The sequence below is a fragment of the Enterobacter sp. 725m/11 genome (genome assembly GCF_011683705.1).
Classification (GTDB): Bacteria; Pseudomonadota; Gammaproteobacteria; order Enterobacterales; family Enterobacteriaceae; genus Enterobacter; species Enterobacter bugandensis.
Map to the genome: position 1 here is coordinate 1 of NZ_JAAQOK010000047.1, position 15,377 is coordinate 15,377.

A 15,377-nucleotide genomic window follows, 5' to 3' on the forward strand; every position below is an offset into this window, starting at 1 on the left:
TCCGTCGTCGGCAGCGTCAGATGTGTATAAGAGACAGATCCTTAACCACCCTGTGGCAAGGTGACGTCAATTTCATCAGAGGGGATTCGTGATGTTAAACGCCTGGCACCTTCCGGTTGCCCCATTTGTTAAGCAAAACAAAGACAACCTTGTGATTACGCTCTGGCTGGCGGGGGAAAATCAGCCGGAACGCGTGACGCTCCGCGCCGAAATTGATAACGAAGAGACCGGGCTGAAAATGCACAAGCTGCGCAGCCAGCCGCAGCCGGGGATTACGGCGTGGCGGGCGAATATCGATTTGCGCAGCGGGCAGCCGCGCCGTCGCTATAGCTTTAAGCTTTTGTGGAACAACCGTCAGCTGTGGTTTACCCCGCAGGGGTTTAGCCGTTTCCCACCGGCCCGGCTGGAGCAATTCGCCGTCGATTACCCGGATAACGGCCCGCAGTGGGTTAACGATCAGGTCTTTTATCAGATTTTCCCGGACCGCTTTGCGCGCAGCGAAAAACGCACCGCCGGCCAGGACAAGGTCTATTACCATCATGCCGCGGGTCACGACATCATCCTGAAAAAATGGGATGAACCGGTGACGGCGCAGGCGGGCGGCTCGACGTTCTACGGCGGCGATCTCGACGGCATCAGCGAAAAGCTGCCGTACCTGAAAAAACTCGGCGTGACGGCGCTGTACCTCAACCCGGTGTTTAAAGCCCCGAGCGTACACAAATACGATACCGAAGATTATCGCCACGTTGACGAGCAGTTTGGCGGTGACGAGGCGCTGCTGCGCCTGCGTAAGAACACCCAAAAAGAAGGCATGCGCCTCATTCTGGACGGTGTCTTCAACCACAGCGGCGATTCGCACGCGTGGTTTGACCGGCATAACCAGTCGATGGGCGGAGCATGCCATAACCCGGATTCGCCGCAGCGCGACTGGTACAGCTTTAGCGAGGAGGGCCGCGCGCTGGACTGGCTGGGCTACGCGAGCCTGCCGAAGCTGGACTACCAGTCGCCGTCACTGGTGAACGAGATTTACGGCGGGGAAGACAGCATCGTGCGTCACTGGCTGAAGGCGCCGTGGAATATGGACGGCTGGCGTCTGGACGTGGTGCATATGCTCGGTGAAGCGGGCGGGGCGCGAAATAACCTTCAGCACGTGGCCGGGATCGCGCGTTCGGCGAAAGCGGCCCAGCCGGAGGCGTTTGTCTTTGGCGAACACTTTGGCGACGCGCGCCAGTGGCTGCAAAACGATGCCGAAGATGCGGCGATGAACTATCGCGGCTTTACCTTCCCGCTGTGGGGATTCCTGGCTAACACCGATATCTCCTACGATCCGAACCATATCGACGCCGAAACCTGCGCCGCGTGGATGGATAACTATCGCGCTGGCCTGTCGCATCAGCAGCAGCTGCGGATGTTTAACCAGCTCGATAGCCACGATACCGCGCGCTTTAAATCCCTGCTCGGCAAGGATGTGGCGCGTCTGCCGCTGGCGGTCACCTGGCTCTTCACCTGGCCGGGCGTACCGTGCATTTACTACGGAGACGAAGTGGGGCTGGACGGCAACAACGATCCGTTCTGCCGCAAAACCTTCCCGTGGGAGGCAGAGAAACAGGATAAGGTGCTGTTCAGCCTGTATCAGCGGCTGGCGAAGCTGCGCAAACAGAGTCTCGCCCTGCGCTACGGCGGCTGTCAGGTGGCGTACGCCCACGATAACGTGGTGGTCTTTGTCCGCGTCTATAATCAGCAGCGCGTGCTGGTGGCGATTAACCGGGGCGAGGCCTGCGAAGTGGTGCTGGATGATTCGCCGCTGCTTAAGGTGGCGACGTGGACGAACAAAGAGGGCAAGGCGACGATACAGGATGGCGTGCTGGCGCTGCCTGCGGTATCCGCGACGGTCTGGCTCGGCAGCTAATGCGCTAAAGTTTCCCCTTTTAAGATGGCGCAAATGCAACGATTTGTGTCAATCTTAACGGATCGTTTACGGTGAAGGTGGAAACATGGACGAGCTTTACATCCTTGGCTGTTTATTCCTGGTTTTTGCGCTGCTGGTTGCGCCCGTGCTTTCGGTTATCGGGTTTAATCGAAGCACGGCGGCGCAGCAGGAGATCGCCCGGCTACGCCAGCGCATTGAGGTGCTTGAGCAGCGCGGCGCAGCTCAGGTAGCGCCGGAGACAGAACAGGTGCAAGCGGTCACTCCGGCTGTCGTGACCGCGCCGGTGGCGGAGGACGCGCCCGCGCCTGTCGATCCCTGGCGTCCCGACATTCCCGCAGCCGAGGCAAAACCCGCTCCGTCCCCTGCGCCTGCGGCTAAACAGCCTTCTGCCTTTGGTGGCATTGTGACGTCGCTGACGCGCTGGTTTATGCAGGGTAATCCCCTGGCGAAGCTTGGCATTCTGCTGCTCTTCCTCGGCCTCTCTTTCCTGCTGCGCTATACCGTTGAACACTCCCTGTTCCCGCTTGAGCTACGCCTGGTGGCGACGGCGCTGTTTGCCATCGTGCTGCTGGCGGTTGGGTGGCGGCTGCGGCACAAGCAGCCGATCTACGCGCTTATCTTACAGGGCGGGGCGACGGGCATTCTCTACCTGACGGTCTTCGGCGCCTTCCGGCTCTGGCAGATGCTGCCGATGACGCTGGCCTTTGCGCTACTGGTGGTGATTTGCGCCGCGAGCGTTGGGCTGGCCGTGCTGCAGAAAGCGCTGAGCCTTGCCATGCTGGCGAGCCTCGGCGGGTATCTTGCGCCGCTACTACTATCTACCGGGGGCGGCAGCTTTGTGGCGCTGTTTTCCTTCTATCTCCTGCTTTCCATCGGCATTCTCGCCATCAGCATCTGGCAGCACTGGCGCGAGCTCAACCTGCTCGGGCTGCTCTTTACCTTTGGCGTGGGCGGCCTGTGGGGACTGAGTGAGTACCAGCCTGAAGACTATTGGATCTGCCAGCTGTTCCTGATTGCCAATACGCTGATATTCGGCGTGCTGAGCGTGGCGCTGTCGCTGCGGGCGCAGGAGAAAGGAAAGCAGATTATTGACGGCGTGCTGCTGTTTGCCCCGCCGCTGATAGGCTTTGGGATGCAGTACGGTATGACCCGGCACTGGGAATATGGTCCGGCCCTGAGCGCTTTGGGATACGGCGCATTTTATCTGGCCCTCGCTTTCCTTGCGCTGCGCCGCTATCCGTCCATCGGGCGACCGCTGGTGATGGCGGCGCTGGCGATCGGCGGCGGGTTTGCCACGCTTGCGATTCCGCTCGCGCTCTCCGCGCGGTGGACGGCGATGGCCTGGGCGCTGGAGGGGCTGGGCATCCTCTGGCTGGGCGTGCAGCAGCACCAGCGGCGCATGAGCTATAGCGGGACGGCGCTGCTGGTGCTGGCGCTCGGCAGCGCGCTGTGGGCGCAGATGAACGGCGTTACGCCGCTGAGCCTGCTGCTTATCTTCGCCATCCTCAGCCTTTGCTGGCTGGCTGCGGCCTGGCTGTGGCGGAACCTCTTTCTGCCGGTTAGCTGGGCGCTGCTGGCAGGCGGGCTGCTGTTCTGGCTCGTGGCGCTATTTGGCGTGTCGCGGCTGGTGTTGAAGCAGGAACTGCCTGTTCTGGCAGGCGTGCTGGCGCTGACGGCGGCGTCGGTCTGGGGCTGGCGTCAGGCTGCCGCTCGTCTGGCGTGGCGGGAGCTGGATGCCAGCAAATGGCTGCTGTGGCCGCTGATGCTGGTGATGGTGGGCTATCAGCTCTCGCACCAGCAGATGTTTGCCGCCGGCTGGTCAAATCTGGCCTGGGGTATTGCGCTTCCCGCCGCGCTGATGCTGCTGCGGCGCGACGGCGCCCGTTTAGCGCCGCGCATCTCTATGGGGCTGCATCTGGCGCTGTTCTGGATGATATTACTGGCGCTGGCGGCGGAGCTTTACTGGTTTGCCCGGTCGCTGCCGTGGGGCATGGTGGCCTGGGGCAGCGGGCTGGCGATGGCCGCAGGCGGCGGGGTGATTATGGCGCTCTCTGCGGCGGTGCGCCGTCGCGGGTGGCCGTTCCGGGAGTGGCCCGCGCTCTACGCGTGTATAGCACCGATCCCCGTGCTCGCGGCGCTGCTGGTATTGCTGGTGGTGACCAATTTCCAGGACGGCGTGGTTTATCGTCAGACCTGGCTGCCGCTGGTGAACCCGCTTGAAGAAGGCGCGGCGTTTGCGCTGCTGGGGCTGGTGGTCTTTTACCGGGCGGTGGATCGCTACTACCCGACGCAGCTCTCTCAGGCCCGTCCGTGGCCTGCCGTCGCGATTATGGCGCTTGGCTTCTGGTGGCTTAACGGTGCGCTGATGCGCGCCCTGGCCTGGTACGGCGACGTGGCCTGGAATATGGCGTCGCTGTGGGATTCGCGGCTGATCCAGACCACGTTTGCCCTGTTCTGGATGCTGAGCGCGCTGGTGATCATGGTCCACGCCACCCGTAGGGCTTCCCGTCAGGAGTGGCTTGGCGGTGCCGCGCTGCTGGGCGTGGTGATGGTTAAACTGATGCTGGTGGACAGCGCGGGTGGAGGCGGTCTGTCGCGTGCGGTGGCGTTTATCGGCGTGGCAATACTGGTGCTGATCGTGGGGTATTTCTCGCCGCTACCGCCCAAAACAGGAGATGAAAAATGAAATGGATGAAAGCGGTAGCTTGTACCGCTCTGCTGGCGCTTGCAGGCCCGGCGTTCTGCGACGAGGTACAAACGGAATCGCCCCGGGACTATGCCTTTGGCCGCTCGCTGGATACGTCTGCTCCTTCCCAGTGGTATCGGGTGACGCTGCCGCTCGCCGTCTATACGCAGAGCACGTCGCCGGATCTACATGACGTTCGCGTCTTTAACCAGTCGGGCGAGCCGGTTCCCTTCAGCCTGGTCACCGCGACGCGTCCGCAGGCGGCAGCGCAATCCACGGCGCTGCGCCTCTTTCCTCTGGACGCCTCACCGCTTGCGCCTGCGCGAGGGGATGAGGGCAGCGATAAGATCCTGCTCCGTTCCGGAAACGGCGTAGAGATTGTGCTGGAGGGGCAAAAAGCCGCCGCAGCCGGGCAGCATTATCTGCTGACCCTGCCGGAGCAGGCTACGGGTGAGATTGCCCTGTCCCAGCTGCAGCTGCTCTGGAATACCCCTCATGCGCCGTGGCAGGGAACGGCGTCGGTCTACTACAGCGAGGATCTTAAGCGCTGGTATACCCTGCGCGAGGATATGCCGCTGCTGGACGTGATGAGCGGGCAGGATCGTCTTAAGCTCGATCGGATCGATACCGATATCGTTTTGTCTCCCGATACGAATCGCTATCTCCTGGTTGTGCTGAATGCTCAGAGCCAGGGGGTGGCCTTAACCGGCGTTAACGCGATTAGCGCTCCTGCGCGGGCGACGCCGGACGCGATCACTCTTGAGGGGGTAGGGGAGCAGCTATCGACAAGCGAAGCGCAGTGGCACTGGGCGCAGCCGCAGCCGCTGAGTGCTATCAGCATTTTACTGAATGGCGACGGCGTCCTTCCCGTCGAGATAGCGTGGCGGAGTACGGAAAAAGACACATGGCACCCCCTGAAAAAAGAGGTGCTTTACCGTCTGGAGGGCAAAACGTCTCCACCGATTTCGCTTAGCGGAGGCCTGGTGCAGGCGGTGAAAATCACGACGCTGAATGCGCGCCTGCCGGAATATCTGCCGGGCGTCACCGGGCATCGTGACCGCTATGATCTGGTGTTCAACGCGCAGGGAAAAGCGCCATACGTGCTTGCCTGGGGTAATGGCGCTGCAAAGCCTGCCAGCGTGGAGCCTGACATGCTGATCCCCGCCGACCTGCGCAAAACCTATGATATGGAGCACCTGCCGCAGGCCGACATTCTGGATGATGTCGCGTTAGGCGGCGAGGGGCGTCTGACCGCTACTTCTGCGTCCGAGCGGGAGAGCCGGATGAACGCGCTGCTGGTGTGGGGCGTGCTAATTGCGGGCGTAATTCTGCTGGCGGGAATGGCCTGGCGCATCTGGCGAGAGACGCAGCGTAAGGCATAAAAAAAGGCCCACATAAGCGGGCCTTCTTCGTAAACCGTGCCGATTACAGGCTGGATACGTTCTCAGACAGGTATTTAGCAACGCCGTCTGGGGACGCAGCCATACCTTCTTTACCTTTTTCCCACTGAGCCGGGCACACTTCGCCGTGCTCTTCGTGGAACTGCAGCGCGTCAACCATGCGCAGCATTTCGTCGATGTTACGACCCAGCGGCAGATCGTTCACAACCTGGTGACGAACGATGCCGTTTGCGTCGATCAGGAAGGAACCGCGCAGCGCAACGCCAGCGTCCGGATGTTCAATACCGTAAGCCTGCTGGATTTCGCGTTTGATGTCCGCAACCATTGCGTATTTCACCGCACCGATGCCGCCGTTTTCGACAGGGGTGTTACGCCATGCGTTGTGTACAAATTCAGAGTCGAAGGAGACGCCAACCACTTCCACGCCACGCTTCTGGAATTCTTCATAACGTTTGTCGAACGCGATCAGCTCAGACGGGCAAACGAAAGTGAAGTCCATTGGCCAGAAGAACAGAACGGTCGCTTTACCGTTGGTGTGCTGTTTGAAGTTGAAGTTTTCAACGATTTCACCGTTGCCCAGAACTGCTGCAGCTGTAAAATCCGGAGCCGGACGAGTTACCAGAACCATATGATTCTCCTGTAGATACTAAGGTTATTTGGAACGCAACGCGAGCCAGTATAGAGAGTGTTCGTGGATAAGACAAAGAGGTGGTGACAATCGTTCCGCCAGCTTTTACCTATCAATGATCGTGCTGTCAGAGCTGCTTGTTTTTCGCCTGCGCCATCATGCGCGGATAAAACTGCCAGAATTGGCTCTCCAGCGCATCGTAATGCTCATCCAGGTCGTACCAGGAGTCGCGCAGCGCATCCAGCCGCGGGCGACGGCTCGCCATGCCATTCAAGACATTCTGGATAAAGTCCATCTCGCGATAGCGCTCCAGCCAGCGTTCCGACCACAGGTAGTTATTCAGATTCACAAAGCGCGGCGGCGAGTCGGGCAGAATGATCGACACCTGCTGGTGGGCGTAGCGCACAAACGCTGGCAACGGCATCTCCGGCGAGAGCTGTTCCCAGTGGCGAGACAGGAAGTGGTCCCACATCACGTCGAGCGTGATCGGCGCAACGCGGCGCGTTTCAGGGCGAAACCACGCTTTCGCTTCCGTCACCTCGGGCAGATTATCAGTGATGACATCAATGCGGCGGTGCATAAAAATCCCGTCGACAACCTCGGGAGAATACGCTTTAGCGGGGTTGCCGCGCACGAAATCGGCCAGCAAATTGCCGGAAAGGGAGCTGTCAGCGAGGTGAGCGAGATGAAGGTGAGCGAGAAAATTCATGCGTTTTATTTGTCCAGTGGCGGCTAGTTGTTGCAGCAAAAGGGTGTGAGCACTAGACTATGCCGCCTGTTTTTAAGTCACGAGTATACGTCATGCGCGTCGCCGATTTCTCCTTTGAACTACCTGAATCCCTGATTGCTCACTATCCCATGCCTGAGCGCAGCAGCTGTCGCTTACTGTCACTGGATGGGCCAACGGGCGAGCTGACGCACGGTACTTTCACCGATTTGCTCGACAAGCTCAACCCTGGCGATCTGCTGGTCTTTAACAATACCCGCGTGATCCCGGCGCGCCTGTTTGGCCGTAAGGCCAGCGGCGGCAAGATTGAAGTGCTGGTCGAACGTATGCTCGATGATAAACGTATTCTGGCACATATTCGCGCTTCCAAAGCGCCGAAGCCGGGCGCGGAGCTGCTGCTGGGTGATGACGAAAGCATCAAGGCGACCATGACCGCGCGCCACGACGCGCTGTTCGAGGTGGCGTTCGACGACGAGCGCACGGTGCTCGACATCCTGAACGCCATCGGCCATATGCCGCTGCCGCCGTACATTGAGCGCCCGGACGAAGAGGCCGATCGCGAGCTGTACCAGACCGTCTACAGCCAGAAGCCTGGCGCGGTCGCGGCACCAACCGCAGGTCTGCACTTTGATGAACCGCTGCTGGAAAAGCTGCGCGCGAAGGGCGTTGAGATGGCGTTTGTGACGCTGCACGTCGGCGCGGGCACCTTCCAGCCGGTGCGCGTGGACAGCATTGAAGACCACATCATGCACTCCGAGTATGCCGAAGTGCCGCAGGATGTGGTGGACGCGGTGCTGGCGGCGAAAGCGCGCGGTAGCCGCGTCGTGGCCGTCGGTACGACGTCCGTGCGTTCACTGGAAAGCGCCGCGCAGGCAGCTAAAAACGGTCTTATCGAGCCGTTCTTTGGCGATACGCAGATCTTTATCTACCCGGGCTATCAGTACAAAGTGATTGACGCGCTGGTGACCAACTTCCATCTGCCTGAATCGACGCTGATTATGCTGGTCTCTGCGTTTGCGGGTTATCAGCATACGATGAATGCGTACAAGTCTGCTGTAGAACAAAAATATCGCTTTTTTAGCTACGGGGACGCGATGTTTATCACGTACAATCCGCTGGCTTTGAATGAGCGTGTCGGGGAATAAGTCCGCGGCACCGTATGACAACGTTGGACTGTTTTTCTGACGTCGGAGAAAAAATGAAATTTGAACTCGATACCACCGATGGCCGCGCGCGTCGCGGTCGCCTGGTGTTTGATCGCGGCGTGGTGGAAACCCCCGCGTTTATGCCTGTGGGCACGTACGGCACCGTAAAAGGGATGACGCCGGAAGAAGTTGAAGCCACGGGCGCACAGATTATCCTCGGCAATACCTTCCACCTGTGGCTGCGTCCGGGCCAGGAGATCATGAAGCTCCACGGCGATCTGCACGATTTTATGCAGTGGAAAGGCCCGATCCTGACCGACTCCGGCGGCTTCCAGGTCTTCAGCCTGGGCGATATCCGCAAGATCACCGAGCAGGGCGTACACTTCCGTAACCCGATCAACGGCGATCCGATTTTCCTCGATCCCGAAAAGTCGATGGAGATTCAGTACGATCTCGGCTCCGACATCGTGATGATCTTCGACGAATGTACGCCGTACCCGGCAGACTGGGACTACGCGAAACGCTCTATGGAGATGTCTCTGCGCTGGGCGAAGCGCAGCCGCGACCGTTTTGACTCCCTGCAGAACAAAAATGCGCTGTTCGGCATCATTCAGGGCAGCGTTTACGAAGATTTACGCGATATCTCTGTTAAAGGTCTGGTAGAGATAGGTTTTGATGGCTACGCTGTCGGCGGTTTGGCTGTGGGTGAGCCGAAGGAAGACATGCACCGCATTCTGGAGCACGTCTGCCCGCAAATCCCGGCGGATAAACCACGATACCTGATGGGTGTGGGTAAACCCGAAGATCTGGTGGAAGGCGTACGTCGCGGCATTGATATGTTCGACTGCGTGATGCCAACCCGCAACGCGCGTAACGGTCATCTGTTCGTTACCGATGGCGTGGTGAAAATCCGTAACGCGAAGCATAAGAGTGACACCAGCCCGCTCGATTCCGAGTGCGATTGCTATACCTGTCGCAATTATTCTCGCGCGTATCTGCATCATCTCGATCGTTGTAATGAGATTTTGGGCGCGCGTCTCAATACGATTCATAATCTTCGCTACTATCAGCGCTTAATGTCTGGTTTACGCAAGGCTATCGAAGAGGGTAAATTAGAGAGCTTCGTGACCGATTTTTACCAACGTCAGGGGCGGGATGTTCCACCGTTGAACGTTGATTAATATTAATAATGAGGGAATTTGAATGAGCTTTTTTATTTCTGATGCGGTAGCGGCAACAGGTGCTCCGGCGCAGGGCAGCCCGATGTCTCTGATCCTGATGCTGGTTGTGTTCGGTCTGATCTTCTACTTCATGATCCTGCGCCCACAGCAGAAGCGTACCAAAGAGCACAAAAAGCTGATGGACTCCATCGCGAAAGGCGATGAAGTGCTGACCAACGGTGGTCTGGTCGGCCGCGTAACCAAAGTGGCTGAAAGCGGCTACATTGCTATCGCCCTGAACGACACCACTGAAGTGGTTATCAAACGTGACTTCGTAGCTGCCGTTCTGCCGAAAGGCACCATGAAGGCGCTGTAATCCCAACTTTTCCCAAAGGGAACTGCCGTGTTAAACCGTTATCCTTTGTGGAAGTACATCATGCTGGTCGTCGTGATTATCGTCGGCCTGCTGTACGCGCTTCCCAACCTGTATGGTGAGGATCCGGCCGTTCAAATCACTGGCGCGCGCGGTGTCGCCGCCAGTGAGCAAACGCTGATCCAGGTCCAGAAAACGTTACAAGAAGAAAAAATTACCGCTAAGTCTGTGGCTCTGGAAGAGGGTGCAATTCTTGCTCGCTTCGACACCACCGACACGCAGCTCCGCGCTCGCGAAGCGCTGATGGGCGTGCTGGGTGACAAATATGTCGTGGCGCTTAACCTTGCTCCTGCAACCCCTCGCTGGCTGGCTGCGCTGAACGCAGAGCCAATGAAGCTGGGTCTTGACCTGCGTGGCGGCGTTCACTTCCTGATGGAAGTGGATATGGATACCGCGCTCGGCAAGCTGCAGGAACAGAATATCGACAGCCTGCGCAGCGATCTGCGCGACAAAGGCATCCCATACACTACCGTGCGTAAAGAAGATAACTACGGCATGAGCATCACGTTCCGCGACAGCGCGGCGCGCGATCAGGCTGTAGATTACCTGACCCAACGTCACCGTGACCTGGTGATCACCTCTCAGGGCAGCAACCAGCTGCGTGCGGTGATGACCGATGCGCGTCTGAAAGAAGCGCGTGAATATGCCGTTCAGCAGAACATCAACATTCTGCGTAACCGTGTAAACCAGCTGGGCGTGGCTGAGCCGCTGGTACAGCGTCAGGGTGCTGACCGTATCGTGGTTGAACTGCCGGGTATCCAGGATACCGCGCGTGCGAAAGAGATCCTCGGTGCGACCGCGACGCTGGAATTCCGTCTGGTGAACTCCAATGTCGATCAGTCTGCCGCGGCGTCTGGCCGTATTCCGGGTGACTCCGAAGTGAAACAGACCCGTGAAGGTCAGCCGGTTGTGCTGTACAAGCGCGTGATCCTGACCGGTGACCACATCACCGACTCCACTTCAAGCCAGGATGAGTACAACCAGCCGCAGGTTAACATCTCGCTGGATAGCGCGGGTGGTAACATCATGTCTAACTTCACCAAGGACAACATCGGCAAACCGATGGCGACCCTGTTCGTGGAGTACAAAGACAGCGGTAAGAAAGATGCAAACGGTCGTGCGGTGCTGGTGAAAGAGGAAGAGGTGATTAACATCGCCAACATCCAGTCTCGTCTGGGTAACAGCTTCCGTATTACCGGTATTAGTAACCCGAACGAAGCGCGTCAGCTCTCGCTGCTGCTGCGTGCCGGTGCGCTGATTGCGCCAATTCAGATTGTTGAAGAACGTACCATTGGTCCAACCCTGGGTATGCAAAACATCCAGCAGGGTCTGGAAGCGTGTCTGGCCGGTCTGGCGGTCTCTATCCTCTTCATGATCTTCTTCTATAAGAAGTTCGGTCTGATTGCGACCTCCGCGCTGATTGCAAACCTGGTGCTGATCATCGGCATTATGTCCCTGCTGCCGGGGGCGACGCTGACCATGCCGGGGATTGCGGGTATCGTTCTGACCCTTGCGGTGGCGGTCGACGCCAACGTACTGATTAACGAACGTATCAAAGAAGAGTTGAGCAACGGTCGCTCTGTCCAGCAGGCGATTGACGAAGGTTATAAAGGCGCGTTCAGCTCTATCTTCGATGCGAACGTAACAACACTGATTAAGGTTCTTATCCTGTATGCAGTGGGTACTGGCGCGATCAAAGGCTTTGCGATTACCACCGGTATCGGTGTCGCAACGTCAATGTTTACCGCTATTGTCGGCACCCGTGCCATCGTGAACCTGCTGTACGGCGGCAAGCGCGTCAAAAAGCTGTCTATCTGAGGAGTGCGTTGTGGCACAGGAATATACTGTTGAACAATTGAACCATGGCCGTAAAGTCTGGGACTTTATGCGCTGGGACTACTGGGCCTTCGGCATTTCAGGTTTACTGCTGATTTTGTCCATCGTCATTATGGGCGTGAAAGGCTTTAACTGGGGTCTCGATTTCACCGGTGGTACGGTCATCGAGATCTCCCTGGAAAAACCGGTCGATATGGACCAGATGCGCGAATCGCTGCAGAAAGCGGGCTTTGAAGAGCCGCTGCTGCAGAACTTCGGCAGCAGCCGCGACATCATGGTGCGTATGCCGCCGGTGCACGATGCCAACGGCAGCCAGGAGCTGGGCAGCAAGGTCGTACAGGTCATTAACGAAACCACCAGCCAGAGCGCGGCGGTCAAGCGTATTGAGTTCGTCGGCCCGAGCGTGGGTGCGGACCTGGCGCAAACCGGCGCCATGGCGCTGCTGGTGGCGCTGATCTCCATCCTGGTGTACGTCGGTTTCCGCTTCGAGTGGCGACTGGCGGCCGGTGTGGTTATCGCCCTGGCGCACGACGTGGTGATCACCATGGGCATACTGTCTCTGTTCCACATTGAGATTGACCTGACCATCGTGGCATCCCTGATGTCCGTGATCGGTTACTCACTGAACGACAGTATCGTGGTATCTGACCGTATCCGTGAAAACTTCCGTAAGATCCGTCGCGGCACGCCGTACGAAATCTTTAACGTGTCGTTGACCCAGACGCTGCATCGTACCTTGATCACCTCCGGTACTACCCTGATGGTGATCCTGATGCTGTTCCTCTTCGGTGGCCCGGTGCTGGAAGGCTTCTCGCTGACCATGCTGATCGGTGTCTCCATCGGTACGGCGTCGTCTATTTACGTGGCGTCCGCTCTGGCACTGAAACTTGGCATGAAGCGCGAGCACCTGCTCCAGCAGAAGGTCGAGAAAGAAGGGGCGGATCAGCCGTCCATTCTGCCGTAAGGCGACGTTTAGCGCGTTATCGGAATCCCGGTCTGTTGACCGGGATTTTTTTTATCTGCTCCTGACAAACACTCCTGACAGTATGCTGTCAGGAGCCATGCCGTAGACTCCTTCTGAACCCAAACAACAGGCAGGAGGATGTATGAAAAGCGTAATTAACTGGTTTGAAATTCCGGTTTCGGATATGGATCGTGCCATCAAATTTTATGAGCCGGTGATGCAGCTCGCGCTGCGTCGCGAGAAAATGGACATTGCCGAGCTGGCGGTTTTCCCGCATGAGGATCCCGCCACCGGAGGAGCGCTGGCAAAATTTGACGGCGTTACGCCCTCTTTGCAGGGCGCTATTATTTACCTGCATACTGACAATCTGGCGGCCACGCTCGATCGCATTGCCTCTGCGGGCGGCGAGTGCGTGTTTGGCCCGCTGGAACTGCCGCATGGTATCGGCACTATCGCACTGTTTACCGACAGCGAGGGTAACCGCGTCGGCCTTCATCAACCTGCCTGAGAGCGAATGACGTTATGACCCGACGCGCTGACCGTTTGTTTCAGATTGTGCAGATCCTGCGGGGCAGGCGTCTGACAACGGCAGCGCATCTGGCGGACCGGCTTGGCGTGTCCGAGCGCACGGTCTACCGCGATATCCGCGACCTGTCGCTTTCCGGCGTGCCGGTGGAAGGCGAGGCGGGAAGCGGATATCGGCTGATGTCGGGTTTTGACCTGCCGCCGCTGATGCTGACAAATAAGGAATCCGAAGCGCTGATGGTCGCGATTCGCCTGCTCAAAACCTGGGGAGGTGAATCGCTGTCGCGCGAGCTGGAGTCGGCCCAGGAGAAGGTGCTGGCTATTCTGCCCGAGGAGAGCCGCAGAAAGGCGGAGCAAACGCGTATCTACGCCCCGGATTTTTGCATGCAAAGCCACTCCCGCAGCGATTTTGACATGATTCACCAGGCGATTTCTGCTCAGCGCGTATTAGCGCTGCATTATCGTGATGAAGCCGGGCTACTCTCAAAACGTGAGGTACAGCCGCTGGGGTTATTCTTCTGGGGGGAGCGCTGGCTGCTGGCGGCATGGTGTGAACGGCGCGATGACTACCGCTGTTTCCGGCTCGACCGGTGTCTCAATGTTGTAATGACGGAGAGGCGGTTCAGTGAGAGTGCGGACAGGTCTTTGGCGGATTTTTTGCGCAAGGTGAAGCAGTAAAAAGCCGGGTGGCGAAGTAAAAGCAAAACGGCAACGATGTTGCCGTTTTTTGTGTTTGCGCCCTCTCCCGTGGGAGAGGGAAGGGGTGAGGGCACCAGCCCGCACAATCCCGCACTGATTAGAAGTTGTAACCCACGACCAGGTAACCACCCCAGCCGGTAGAGCGGACGCTAAAGTCGCCGTTACCGAAGTTCAGGCTCGCGTCGTCGTTCCACTGGCCACCGTTGTGCCAGTAACGCGCAACAACAGAGTAATGCCAGTGATCGTAGTTCAGCGCCAGGATGTGGCTGGAGGCGATGGAATCGTTGGTACGCGCTTTCTTGCCGTTCAGGTCACGGAAATCGTCGTCGCCCAGGTCTGAGCCCCAGTCAAAGTTAGTGAAACCGATGTAGCTCAGATTACCGCCCCACAGTTGGGTAATTGGCACGAAGTATTTCACTTTGAAACGGTAGCCGTCCCACTCGTTTTCATTCGCTGCGCCGTAGTTCTGCCACTGGTATTTTGCATACACGTTCAGGGACAGGCTCATCGGCAGGCCGGTGTCAATGTCAGTACCCAGACCCATATACCAGGTGCTCTGACGACCGGACTTATTGCGGCCCATGTCGTAGATGTAGTTGTTCGCGAAGTACCACTCTTTGAACGGACCAAACGCCAGGCTGGTACCGGTCAGTTTGTCGATGGAGAAGCGCGGTTCAATCTCCATGAACAGTGGGGAACCGTGGTTCCAGATACCTTTCGCATCGGTGTTACCACCGAAGAACACAGGCGCATCCATATAGCCGTAGAAATCAAACCAGTCTTTCTTGGCGAACGCTTCATATTCCAGGTAGGTATCGTTGCGGATCTGCGGTCCGAAACGGGTGTGGTAGCTGCCTACCACGTTAACGCTCTGGTGCCACCAGTCGGAGAGGTATTGTGGTTTCTCGTTTTCCGCTGCGTTAACAGTGAAAGAGGAGGACAGTGCCAGAACTGCACCGGCTGCGAGTAATGTTTTTTTCATAATCATGCCACTGATTGAAATTCCCTTCCGGGAGTGAAAAATGCGCGAATTGCGTTTCTAAATATTTCGTGTTTCTGCGGTGCCTATTATAGGAATCCCTGCTCACAAAAATATGTGTTGTTTCACATATCTCTCACACGCGTAATCGATTGCGTTCACGTTTGCGTACTTTAAACGGCCGGGATTGTAGCGGCAATCATTTCTGTTGCCAATCCATACGAAATGTAAATGTTAGCGGAGTGACATTTCACTCTGCTCAAAA

General features: G+C 57.9%; 13 protein-coding genes. 10 read left to right on the forward strand and 3 right to left on the reverse strand.

The genetic code is table 11. The features are described 5' to 3' along the window. Positions 1–91: 91 nt before the first annotated feature. The 3 genes from malZ (at position 92) to HBA26_RS18155 (ending at position 5,998) form a co-directional block, all read left to right on the forward strand. The gene (gene malZ / locus HBA26_RS18145) at positions 92–1,909 is read left to right on the forward strand and encodes a maltodextrin glucosidase (protein ID WP_126345123.1); all 1,818 of its coding nucleotides are present in this window, start codon (positions 92–94) and stop codon (positions 1,907–1,909) included. Between the two features lie 85 nt (positions 1,910–1,994). Further along, a complete protein-coding gene (locus HBA26_RS18150) occupies positions 1,995–4,616 on the forward strand; it encodes a DUF2339 domain-containing protein (protein WP_126345121.1) in 2,622 nt (873 codons plus the stop codon). Further along, positions 4,613–5,998: a DUF3999 domain-containing protein gene (locus HBA26_RS18155; RefSeq protein WP_126345120.1), complete on the forward strand. Its 1,386-nt coding sequence runs from the start codon at positions 4,613–4,615 to the stop codon at positions 5,996–5,998. The genes HBA26_RS18150 and HBA26_RS18155 overlap by 4 nt, the downstream gene beginning before the upstream one ends. 43 nt (positions 5,999–6,041) lie before the next feature. Here the strand turns inward: HBA26_RS18155 and HBA26_RS18160 are convergent, their stop codons facing one another. Beyond that, positions 6,042–6,644 carry a peroxiredoxin C gene (locus HBA26_RS18160; RefSeq protein WP_003859113.1) on the reverse strand — a complete coding sequence of 201 codons (603 nt, stop codon included), beginning with the start codon at positions 6,642–6,644 and terminating at the stop codon, positions 6,042–6,044. Positions 6,645–6,771: 127 nt separating this feature from the next. Continuing rightward, on the reverse strand, positions 6,772–7,353 hold the full coding sequence (gene acpH / locus HBA26_RS18165; protein WP_126345118.1) for an ACP phosphodiesterase: 582 nt from the start codon (positions 7,351–7,353) through the stop codon (positions 6,772–6,774). 92 nt (positions 7,354–7,445) lie between these two features. On the opposite strand from acpH, the gene queA reads away from it, so the two are divergent. From queA to HBA26_RS18200, 7 genes are all read left to right on the forward strand, one after another. Beyond that, the gene (gene queA, locus HBA26_RS18170) at positions 7,446–8,516 is read left to right on the forward strand and encodes a tRNA preQ1(34) S-adenosylmethionine ribosyltransferase-isomerase QueA (protein ID WP_028012140.1); all 1,071 of its coding nucleotides are present in this window, start codon (positions 7,446–7,448) and stop codon (positions 8,514–8,516) included. 53 nt (positions 8,517–8,569) lie between these two features. Further along, positions 8,570–9,697, forward strand: coding sequence for a tRNA guanosine(34) transglycosylase Tgt (gene tgt, locus HBA26_RS18175; RefSeq protein WP_045259930.1), 1,128 nt, complete (start codon positions 8,570–8,572; stop codon positions 9,695–9,697). A 22-nt stretch (positions 9,698–9,719) separates the two neighbouring features. After that, complete coding sequence (gene yajC, locus HBA26_RS18180) at positions 9,720–10,052, forward strand: preprotein translocase subunit YajC (protein ID WP_000007630.1); 333 nt, start codon at positions 9,720–9,722, stop codon at positions 10,050–10,052. Positions 10,053–10,079: 27 nt separating this feature from the next. After that, positions 10,080–11,927: a protein translocase subunit SecD gene (secD, locus tag HBA26_RS18185; RefSeq protein ID WP_072031998.1), complete on the forward strand. Its 1,848-nt coding sequence runs from the start codon at positions 10,080–10,082 to the stop codon at positions 11,925–11,927. A 10-nt stretch (positions 11,928–11,937) separates the two neighbouring features. Next, positions 11,938–12,909, forward strand: coding sequence for a protein translocase subunit SecF (gene secF / locus HBA26_RS18190; RefSeq protein WP_047367602.1), 972 nt, complete (start codon positions 11,938–11,940; stop codon positions 12,907–12,909). A 142-nt stretch (positions 12,910–13,051) separates the two neighbouring features. Beyond that, positions 13,052–13,417 carry a VOC family protein gene (locus tag HBA26_RS18195; protein ID WP_045259891.1) on the forward strand — a complete coding sequence of 122 codons (366 nt, stop codon included), beginning with the start codon at positions 13,052–13,054 and terminating at the stop codon, positions 13,415–13,417. Positions 13,418–13,431: 14 nt separating this feature from the next. Continuing rightward, positions 13,432–14,112, forward strand: a complete 681-nt coding sequence (locus HBA26_RS18200) for a YafY family protein (protein WP_028012145.1) — start codon at positions 13,432–13,434, stop codon at positions 14,110–14,112. A 118-nt stretch (positions 14,113–14,230) separates the two neighbouring features. Here the strand turns inward: HBA26_RS18200 and HBA26_RS18205 are convergent, their stop codons facing one another. Next, positions 14,231–15,115 carry a nucleoside-specific channel-forming protein Tsx gene (locus HBA26_RS18205; protein WP_028012146.1) on the reverse strand — a complete coding sequence of 295 codons (885 nt, stop codon included), beginning with the start codon at positions 15,113–15,115 and terminating at the stop codon, positions 14,231–14,233. Between the last annotated feature and the right edge of the window lie 262 nt (positions 15,116–15,377).

Excerpts from the sequence above, each read along its gene's own strand:
- malZ (WP_126345123.1), top strand. The coding sequence starts at position 92 with ATGTTAAACGCCTGGCACCTTCCGGTTGCCCCATTTGTTAAGCAAAAC.
- HBA26_RS18150 (WP_126345121.1), top strand. The coding sequence starts at position 1,995 with ATGGACGAGCTTTACATCCTTGGCTGTTTATTCCTGGTTTTTGCGCTG.
- HBA26_RS18155 (WP_126345120.1), top strand. The coding sequence starts at position 4,613 with ATGAAATGGATGAAAGCGGTAGCTTGTACCGCTCTGCTGGCGCTTGCA.
- HBA26_RS18160 (WP_003859113.1), bottom strand. The coding sequence starts at position 6,644 with ATGGTTCTGGTAACTCGTCCGGCTCCGGATTTTACAGCTGCAGCAGTT.
- acpH (WP_126345118.1), bottom strand. The coding sequence starts at position 7,353 with ATGAATTTTCTCGCTCACCTTCATCTCGCTCACCTCGCTGACAGCTCC.
- queA (WP_028012140.1), top strand. The coding sequence starts at position 7,446 with ATGCGCGTCGCCGATTTCTCCTTTGAACTACCTGAATCCCTGATTGCT.
- tgt (WP_045259930.1), top strand. The coding sequence starts at position 8,570 with ATGAAATTTGAACTCGATACCACCGATGGCCGCGCGCGTCGCGGTCGC.
- yajC (WP_000007630.1), top strand. The coding sequence starts at position 9,720 with ATGAGCTTTTTTATTTCTGATGCGGTAGCGGCAACAGGTGCTCCGGCG.
- HBA26_RS18195 (WP_045259891.1), top strand. The coding sequence starts at position 13,052 with ATGAAAAGCGTAATTAACTGGTTTGAAATTCCGGTTTCGGATATGGAT.
- HBA26_RS18200 (WP_028012145.1), top strand. The coding sequence starts at position 13,432 with ATGACCCGACGCGCTGACCGTTTGTTTCAGATTGTGCAGATCCTGCGG.
- HBA26_RS18205 (WP_028012146.1), bottom strand. The coding sequence starts at position 15,115 with ATGAAAAAAACATTACTCGCAGCCGGTGCAGTTCTGGCACTGTCCTCC.